Below are 8,668 nucleotides of genomic sequence, written 5' to 3' on the forward strand. Positions count from 1 at the left end.
TTAAACTTAGTGTACCTAAATATGTAAAGTTTTGTATCAGCATTCAACATTTCTGGTGCACACCTTTTGGTTGGACAGTTTTTTGTTCATCAATTCTAAGTAATGAACCTACCTCTTTGAAGGTTGATTCTGAAATCAAAATTTGTCCACCGAGACTATAGGATTCTATGCGATAGGTGAGGTTAACTTGGCCTCCAACAATTCCATATTTACTACGTTTCTCAGAGCCAATATTACCTACTACGACTTCACCAGAATTAATCCCAATCCCCATTTCTAGAAGGGGTAATCCTAGTTGTTGCATAGTTTCGTTGACAGGCTCCATCGCTAATTGCATGGCTACAGCACAAGCGATCGCTCTTATGGCATCATCTTCTCTAGCAGTGGGAGCGCCAAATAGTACCAAAATACCATCCCCCATGAATTCATCAATGGTTCCTTGGTATTGGGCGATCGCATCAGCCATGTATCCCAAGTAGAGATTGATAATTTTAATGACTTCTTCAGCGGGTAAACGCTCAGATATAGCTGTGAATCCGCGTAAATCCGAGGTAAGGATAGTAATTTTGCGTCGTTCGCCCCCAAGCTTCAGCCCATCAGGATTTTCTAATAAATTCGCCACTACTTCATTAGTTAAATAACGTCCAAAAGTTTTCCGAATCGATCCCGCCGTACGGGCTAGGTGAGCTGTAAAAGCGATCGCACTTCCCGCTAAAGCTAATAATGGCGGTACAACTGGTATCCACCAACCGCCTAAAAAAGCTAGATAAGATATACCTATTAAAGCGATCGCAGCCAAAAAAGGCGCTATTACCTTATGAAATGAAACTTTGCTCAGTCCGCCAGTGTATCGTAATTCCCAAATTAGAGTAGCACCCACTCCGGACCATAACAAAATCCACAACCACTCTACTGGCTTTGACCAAGTTTTTATTAAAGGACGCCGATCGATTACACTGCTAAGAATTTGGCTAATTTGATTAGCATGGATTTCTACCCTAGGCGTGCGTTCGATACCCAAAGGAAAACCGCTATTGAAGGGAGAAAAAACGAAATCTTCAAAAATTTCACCTACATTACCAATTAAGATGATGCGATCGCGTCCCCAATCTGGCGGAAGCCTGTCTTGCAACACATCTCTCATAGAAACCGAGTGAAAAGACTGTCTAGGTCCTCGATAGTTCAATAAAATCTGGTATCTGCTAGCATCAGCCCGCACATAACTACCATCATTTTCCCTAAAAGCCGGAAATAATGTTTTTCCCAAGCGATATATTGGGGCGTCAATTTGGGGAGGATTGATTCCTTGCGGCTGCAAATAGCGTAACGCCACAAGCATTCCAAAGCTCCAAATCTTGTTTCCCTGGCGATCGCTAATAGACAAAAATCCTCGCCTGACTTTGGCATCTGCGTCAATAAGTAAACCATTAACGCCTACTTGTCCCTTTGCTTTGAGCACAGGGTTAGGAGGAACCCCTGCTCCAGTTATTTGCTGGATACCAATTATATTAGAACTATTTTGAAAAACTTTGACTAATTCTGTATGTCCCGGTTCCACAGGTAGATCGCGATAAATATCTAAACCTATGGCTCTGGGCTTTCTCGCTTGTAGTTTTACTAGTAACTTTGCCAGCAAACTATCTGGAATGTAGTCCTGTCCAATTAGTTCGTGTAAATCTTCTTCATCAATACCAACAATTGCAATGCGATCGTCAGGTGGTTCTAGGGGACGTAAACGCACATATTGGTCAAATACTGTCCACTCCGGGAACTGTAGAAATCCAGAAAAGCGGAGTAAGATAATCAATCCAGCAACACTAGGGGTGATAACCCATAAGCTACGCCATTGCCAAAGTATTTGCCTAACTTTTGTCCACATTTATCCAGACCAAAATGATTGATTATCTACTGTATCTTGCTAGCGCAAAATAACTCAGACTTGACACAATCAGTTGCAGAATGTGTCATATTATGTCTGATTAAATACCAAGCATAATGATAGATGCATGTTCCGAAAATGTGTTGTAGAGTCAAAATGCTTATGCTCTCTGTCTCTGCCTTAGATAATATGGGGTATGGCCGATCGATTGTTCCGGCTTGCGCAAGTACCCGATCGTGACTGGTGGGTAACCATTTAACCTGACGAGGATGTTTCATCCAAAGTTGAATGCGATCGCAAAATTCAGCGAATTCTCCTTGGCCAGATATATAACAAAACAATATAGTAAATCGAATGTTCCATATTGCACTAAAGCCTTCAGAAATCCTTCACCCGCAGCTTGAAGACCTAGAAGCCTTGACTCAAATGTATCGTAACCCTCTCTTTTATATAAAATTGCAGCAGTCTTATTCATAAGAAAAACTTTAGATTTAATCAACCAAGCCACTCATCAATTTTTGCTCGTTATTGCGTATTTTTGCATAATTGCTGATGAATCAGAGATTAAAAAATAACAGGCTATTTTTATATTTGTATAAATAAGAAACATTCGGTTACTACTTACCAAATATCCTCTACGCTAAATTTAAGATGTGTGAATTTTTGATGAATGAATAATTTTGTAATTTTGATTTGAAATTTTGCTAATGGAAACTCAATTTTCATGGACTAAGCAGTGGTATCCAATTAGTCCATTAACCTACCTCAACCCTTCTAGCCCAAGTCCCGCCACACTTCTTGGCAAAAAGCTGGTGATTTGGAGAGATGCACATCAAAAGTGGATAGTAATGGATGATTTTTGTGCGCACAAACTAGCGCAGCTATCCTTAGGCAGTATTAATGAAGAGGGGAACCTCGTGTGTAGACATCATGGTTGGTGTTTTAACGGGGAAGGAAAATGCACCAAAATTCCCATGTTAACTGCTGAAGCGGAAGAAACAGCTTGCGATAGTTTAAGGTCTCATATTACTACTTATCCTACTCAAATTCTTCAGGGACTACTTTGGGTATGGCCAGATGATAGTGTCAGCGCCTTGGAAGATTGTACTTTAAAGCATCCAGCCACATTACCAGAAGGTGAATTTGATATATCTTTCACTGACTGGCAGATGTCAGAAGTTCCTGTTGGCTACACAGTGTCAGTTGAAAGTAGCTTTGACCCCTCTCATGCCCAATTTTTGCATGAGGGAATTGGGCCTTTTTCTCCAAAAACAGCAGTACCAATGCAACAATTTGCAGCTGTTGGCGAAATGTCTGCTGAAGAAGGTTTTACTCTCAAGCACACAGGCTACAATATCTTCAACAAAGATATGGAAGCTACACGGAAGTTTACTCCGCCTTGTAGCAATACTACGGTCTACCATTATCCTAACGGGAAAACTAATATATTTCAGTTGTATTTTGTACCAACACAACCTGGTTACTGTAGATATATTGGCAAGATTATTTCTGATGGTGATTCGGTTTCCAAGAAATCTTTGGTTAATATACTGCCAAAATATCTTCAAACTGGTTTACAGCATTTAGCCGTATACAAGCTGACTGACCAAGATTTAACAGTAATGCACTCTCAGGAGGTAATTGAGTCTGTATTACATAAAAAATGGCAAAAAGCATACTTTATGCCTTCACCAGCCGATGTGGGAATTGTCACTTTTAGAAAATGGCTAGATGAATTTGCTGGCGGAAGTCCTGCGTGGGCAGATAGCCTAAAAGGCAGTACAAAAGATTTGAATAATGAACAACTATATGATAGATGGCACAGGCATACAAAGCTTTGTCCTGATTGTCGCGGTTCTATGCTTTTGATAGAACAAGTGCGAACTATTTGTCAGATAGTTACTGGATTATTCCTACTATTAACCTTAGTATTTATGTTAATAGGCATTTCCGTAAAACTCGTAGCGATCGCAATCATCTTATCAATCCTCAGTTTATTATCAACCTCGTTTCTAGATGATTTTAAGCAAGTCTTCATCAGCAGTATCCCAAAAAGAGGTTTACCTGTAGTTACACTCTATAAAAGCAATGAAATTCATAAGTAATTGCTAAAAAAGCGTTGCTCTTGGCAAAGCAACGCTTTTTTAGATCATTAACTACAATCTAGTTTTCACCAAAATAGGCTGCTAACGCCTCTGAACCACCAATAAGTTGTCCATCAATAAATACTTGGGGAACTGTTGTCGCACCTGTAACTGCTTTTAAAGAATGAGTAGTTACATCTTTACCCAAGACAATTTCTTCATAATCTAGACTATGCTCCTTGAGCAAGGTCTTAGCACGGGCACAGTAAGGACAACCCACTTTTGCAAATAGGGAAATCAGTTTGGGCTTTACTGCTTGGGGGTTAATATACCTGAGCATTGTTTCAGCATCAGATACCTTAAAAGGATCTCCTGGCTCTTCTGGCTCAATGAACATATTATCAATTACACCGTTCTTTACCAGCATGGAATAGCGCCATGAGCGTTTACCAAAGCCTAAGTCTGATTTATCCACTAGCATTCCCATCCCTTCAGTAAATTCACCGTTACCATCAGGTATTAGAGTGATATTACTAGCTTCTTGGTCTTTGGCCCATTCATTCATGACAAAGGCATCATTGACGGAAATACAGACAATGTTATCCACGCCATTTTCTTTAAAGACATTAGCCAACTGGTTATAACCAGGTAGATGGGTGGAAGAACAAGTGGGAGTAAAAGCACCTGGTAAGGAGAAGACAACCACTGTCTTATCAGCAAATAGTTCATCGGTAGTCACATCTACCCACTGATTATTCTGACGAGTACGAAATGTAACATTGGGAACTCGTTGTCCTCGGCGATTTGACAGCATTAGGCCTCCTGAAATAATCAACCAATTGATAGTATGAGGGGATGGCTAGTGTATCTGTCAACCAGTGTGCAATTTTACCAGCTAGGAAGAGCTATAAGCAACTTCATCAATAAAGGGTGCGATCGCAGCAACAAATTCAACCGTCGATTCATATGGTAGAACATTGCGCCCAGTTAATTTAATTCCACGCCCTTGAGGTAAACAGACCAGGTAGTCGGCTAAACGTTCATCTGGGGTTTCAGCTTTACCTTCTCTGCTAATACTCGATGCTTGTTCTCCAACAACTACTAATGTTGGTTGAGTGATAGACGCGATTTCGCTACTATAATTCTGTCGCCAGAAGCCTGATAAAAATGAAAATACTGCATAGCGATTGGCAGTATTTTTTGCACCCATTACTAATGTATTCAACCATTCTGAATCAACAGTATCGCTAGAGGCAAAAAGTTGGCGAGTTGAAAAAGAACGCAAAAATTTTGGAGTGCGTGCATAACGATAAAAAGCGTTACCAAAAGGTGAATCAAAGAGATTCCAAGCTAGTTTCTGCTGCCATACTGGTGATTGTTTTGTGATGGTAGCCCAAGCTGGAGGTCCAGCAAATATCAGGGAGTGAATTAAGTTTGGTTCTTTTTGAACTAATTTAATCGCAATTGATAATAAAGCACCTTGCACCAATACAATTACAGGTTTTTGCACCACTTTTTGCAGAAAGTAATGTAACTGTTCTGCCCAATCATTAGGAGTGTAAGCTACATGGGGCATATCACTTTCACCACATCCCAATAAATCTGGGTTATAAATTTGATTTTGATGCCCAGTTTGATACCATTCACGACAAAACTTTTGCCAAAATTGCCGAGACAATCCCACACCAATTGGATGAATTAATAGTAGAGGAATACCTTGAGGGTGAGAATTATTCGGTTGATGCACTTCGTAGGCACAGCGATAATTCTGCCAAGTGTAAAATTGAGTAGGAGATGCTGTTACAAATGATGATTGCATAAATCCTATCTTTAATATTTGCTAAAAAATCATTTGTGGATGTATTAGCTGATATCCCGCATTTTTGATTTTTTGATTCGATACCCAAGCATTATATGGGCGGTTACTCTGGAGGGAAGTGTCCCAAATAATCTGAGGTAAATTGTGTTTTGCTAGCACAGTATCAAACAATTCTCGACTAATGAGATGTGCATCATCCACTACGTTATAAATACCTTGCCAATTGTGTTGCCGAGCAAACTCAATAGTACCAACAATATCATCAAGATGAATCCAATTGGTGATGTCATCACCATTACCTGGGCGAGTTGTCCCGGAAAGGCGACCAAATATTTTTATCAGTTCCCTACCAGTCCCGTAAATGCCTCCCAAACGTAAAATGCAGACATGAAGATTGTTACTGGACGCTGATAGCAAAACTTCTTCAGTTTCTTGGAGGATTTTACCATTAGGGCTGCTAGGCGTAACAGTTGTTTCTTCATCTACAAACGCGCCATTTTGATCGCCATATACAGAATAACTTCCTGTATATATCAATTGCTTGATACTAGGAATTTCTGGCAAGATAGAAACTAAAGTTTTAGCTGTTTGCAAATATGCTTCTTCATAAAAGTCTGCGCCTTTTGCAGCCACGCTCAACAGCACTAGATCTTGATTTTTTAATACCGATCTTAGACCATCTGGATCGTTGCCTTTAGTTACTATGACGTTTTGGGCTACTGCTTGCAGTGCTAAGACACGTGTAGGTGAAGTTGTGGTGGCAGTAACCGTAAAATTCGCTTTATCTTGCCAATATTTAGCAACTGCATAACCTACATAACCACAACCTATAATTGCAATGTTCATGATTTTTTAAACACCAATCAATAGCATAGTCCAGAACCCCTAAATTTATTGAATAGGGATACTTTATTTTGAATTTTGATTGAGAATTTTAAATTCTCCCTTTGGGAGTTGACTATTTTGCTAATTCACTTTCAATTGTGGCAATTAATTCTGGTGAATAAGGCTTAACAGTACTTTTAAAACGAGCCACTACTTCACCTTGCTTATTGATTAAGAATTTTTCAAAGTTCCAAGCTACAGGCCCCGTTGGTTCAACAGCATTGGTAAGACGCGCATAAAGCGGGTGCTGTTGCACTCCTTTGGCATGAACTTTATCGAATAGTTCAAAGCTAACTCCATAGTTACTCGTGCAGAATTGTACAATCTCTTCATTGCTGCCAGGTTCCTGTGCGCCAAAATCATTAGAAGGAAAGGCCAAAATACGTAATCCTGCTTCCTTATACTCTTGGTTCAACTTTTCTAGTCCCTCATATTGAGGAGTGTAACCGCAGTAGGAAGCTACATTCACAATTAAGAGTACCTTGCCAGCGTACTCACTAAGTTGCTTATCCTCACCTTTGATCGTTTTGACTGCAATGTCAGAAATTTTGGTACTCATCTTAAATTTATTTTTTCAGAACTATTGCCAAGTTTCCCATATTGTAGGTAACGATAACCCAGTTTTTTAGCTTTATTTTCTGCATTTCGTAAGAAAATAATCTATAGTTCTAATTTTTAGGTGATTCAGCAACAAGTGGAAACTTTGTAAACTAGTTATTGCCACATAATTTTATTTTGCTGGGCAATACCTATGAAATATAGATATTTTTATTTTTGAGTAGTATCAGACATTGATGTATAGTTTTCCGCAGCAAATTTCTTTTCCATTTGGAGATAGTTGGGGACACCAATGAGTTCTTGAAAATCTTGAAAGGTTACTAAATCTGTAAAATTCGTCGTGTTTCCCTGGGCTTTTAAGTGAGTAAAGCAAGCAGTCATTATCTTGGTGACAGCTAACAGAGCAGTAAGAGGAAAAAACACTATTTTAAAACCTAATTGCTGTAACTCAGAAGTAGATACTTGCGGAGTTTTACCACCTTCAACGATATTAGCTACAAGTGGCACATCTGGGAAAGCAGCTGCGATCGCTTTTAATTCTTCAACAGATTGGGGAGCTTCTACAAAGAGTATATCTGCACCTGCGGCAATGTAAGCTCGACCACGAGCGATCGCTTCTTCTAAACCTAGAGGCGCACGAGCATCGGTGCGAGCAATAATGACTAAATCGCTATCACCTCGCGCTTCTACTGCTGCGCGGATTTTCCCGGCGTGTTCTGCAAGGGGGATAACTCGCTTACCCTCAAAGTGACCGCACTTTTTTGGCCATTCTTGATCTTCTAGCAATACCCCAGCCAAACCCAACTGCACAGCATCCTTAACAGTACGGCTTGCATTCAAAGCGTTACCATAGCCAGTATCTAAATCAGCAATCAAAGGAACACTAATTGATTGCGCAATTCGCCCTACACTGTAGAGCATTTCCGTAGCAGTCAAAAAACCGTAGTCTGGTAAACCTAATGTAGAAGCAGCAATTCCAAAACCACTAGTAGCCACTACTTCAAAACCTGAGTTTTCAGCTAACTTAGCACCCAGACAATCGTAAACCCCAGGAATGACAATAATTTCAGGACGCGCCAATAACTGTCGTAGTTTTTGTCCAGCAGACATATAGTAATTTACAAATGCAGAATACCCCTATTTGAGAATACAGCCTTGGATGCCAAATTGTACTTTGTGGCGATCGCACCTGCTTAAGGTTAGCGCTCTTCCCTCACTTTGGGGAGAGAAAATAAATGTAGGTTGGGTTGAACGCAGTGAAACCCAACTAGATCAAGGTTTTTGGGTGTTGGGTTTCGTTCCTCAACCCAACCTACGCCTAAATTTATAAAAGTCCGGCATAATAAGGGTTGTAGATTTTTATCTCGCGAGAGTGATTAAAGAGCGTTATACCAATTCACGAAAAGCCTGATACAAATAAAGCGTCAAGAATAAAATCCCAAC

At 40.0% G+C, this 8,668-nt stretch carries 8 protein-coding genes; 2 read left to right on the forward strand and 6 right to left on the reverse strand.

The window, feature by feature from the left end; translation table 11 throughout:
- Positions 1 to 43: 43 nt before the first annotated feature.
- Positions 44 to 1,879 carry an adenylate/guanylate cyclase domain-containing protein gene (locus tag BV375_RS29760; protein WP_086767219.1) on the reverse strand — a complete coding sequence of 612 codons (1,836 nt, stop codon included), beginning with the start codon at positions 1,877 to 1,879 and terminating at the stop codon, positions 44 to 46.
- Positions 1,880 to 2,586: 707 nt separating this feature from the next.
- Here BV375_RS29760 and BV375_RS29770 point away from each other — a divergent pair.
- Positions 2,587 to 3,984: a Rieske 2Fe-2S domain-containing protein gene (locus tag BV375_RS29770; RefSeq protein ID WP_086767223.1), complete on the forward strand. Its 1,398-nt coding sequence runs from the start codon at positions 2,587 to 2,589 to the stop codon at positions 3,982 to 3,984.
- 58 nt (positions 3,985 to 4,042) lie between these two features.
- On the opposite strand, the gene BV375_RS29775 is transcribed toward BV375_RS29770, so the two are convergent.
- From BV375_RS29775 to BV375_RS29795, 5 genes are all read right to left on the reverse strand, one after another.
- Positions 4,043 to 4,777 (reverse strand): glutathione peroxidase, encoded by a 735-nt coding sequence (locus tag BV375_RS29775; protein ID WP_086767225.1) that lies wholly within the window; start codon positions 4,775 to 4,777, stop codon positions 4,043 to 4,045.
- A gap of 81 nt (positions 4,778 to 4,858) precedes the next feature.
- Positions 4,859 to 5,782, reverse strand: a complete 924-nt coding sequence (locus tag BV375_RS29780) for an alpha/beta hydrolase (protein WP_086767227.1) — start codon at positions 5,780 to 5,782, stop codon at positions 4,859 to 4,861.
- Positions 5,783 to 5,803: 21 nt separating this feature from the next.
- Positions 5,804 to 6,628, reverse strand: coding sequence for an SDR family oxidoreductase (locus BV375_RS29785; RefSeq protein ID WP_086767229.1), 825 nt, complete (start codon positions 6,626 to 6,628; stop codon positions 5,804 to 5,806).
- 112 nt (positions 6,629 to 6,740) lie between these two features.
- Positions 6,741 to 7,226, reverse strand: coding sequence for a glutathione peroxidase (locus BV375_RS29790; protein WP_086767231.1), 486 nt, complete (start codon positions 7,224 to 7,226; stop codon positions 6,741 to 6,743).
- A gap of 209 nt (positions 7,227 to 7,435) precedes the next feature.
- Entirely contained in the window at positions 7,436 to 8,335 is a 900-nt protein-coding gene (locus tag BV375_RS29795; protein WP_086767232.1) for an oxaloacetate decarboxylase, read from the reverse strand.
- Positions 8,336 to 8,384: 49 nt separating this feature from the next.
- Between BV375_RS29795 and BV375_RS37295 the strand changes: the two genes are divergently transcribed.
- Positions 8,385 to 8,555 (forward strand): hypothetical protein, encoded by a 171-nt coding sequence (locus BV375_RS37295; protein ID WP_166507559.1) that lies wholly within the window; start codon positions 8,385 to 8,387, stop codon positions 8,553 to 8,555.
- The last annotated feature ends 113 nt before the right edge of the window (positions 8,556 to 8,668 follow it).

Source organism: Nostoc sp. 106C, from assembly GCF_002154725.1.
Lineage (GTDB): Bacteria > Cyanobacteriota > Cyanobacteriia > Cyanobacteriales > Nostocaceae > Aulosira.

Bases quoted from the DNA above. Each gene is read 5' to 3' on its own strand.
- BV375_RS29760 (WP_086767219.1), bottom strand. From the start codon at position 1,879: ATGTGGACAAAAGTTAGGCAAATACTTTGGCAATGGCGTAGCTTATGG.
- BV375_RS29770 (WP_086767223.1), top strand. From the start codon at position 2,587: ATGGAAACTCAATTTTCATGGACTAAGCAGTGGTATCCAATTAGTCCA.
- BV375_RS29775 (WP_086767225.1), bottom strand. From the start codon at position 4,777: ATGCTGTCAAATCGCCGAGGACAACGAGTTCCCAATGTTACATTTCGT.
- BV375_RS29780 (WP_086767227.1), bottom strand. From the start codon at position 5,782: ATGCAATCATCATTTGTAACAGCATCTCCTACTCAATTTTACACTTGG.
- BV375_RS29785 (WP_086767229.1), bottom strand. From the start codon at position 6,628: ATGAACATTGCAATTATAGGTTGTGGTTATGTAGGTTATGCAGTTGCT.
- BV375_RS29790 (WP_086767231.1), bottom strand. From the start codon at position 7,226: ATGAGTACCAAAATTTCTGACATTGCAGTCAAAACGATCAAAGGTGAG.
- BV375_RS29795 (WP_086767232.1), bottom strand. From the start codon at position 8,335: ATGTCTGCTGGACAAAAACTACGACAGTTATTGGCGCGTCCTGAAATT.
- BV375_RS37295 (WP_166507559.1), top strand. From the start codon at position 8,385: ATGCCAAATTGTACTTTGTGGCGATCGCACCTGCTTAAGGTTAGCGCT.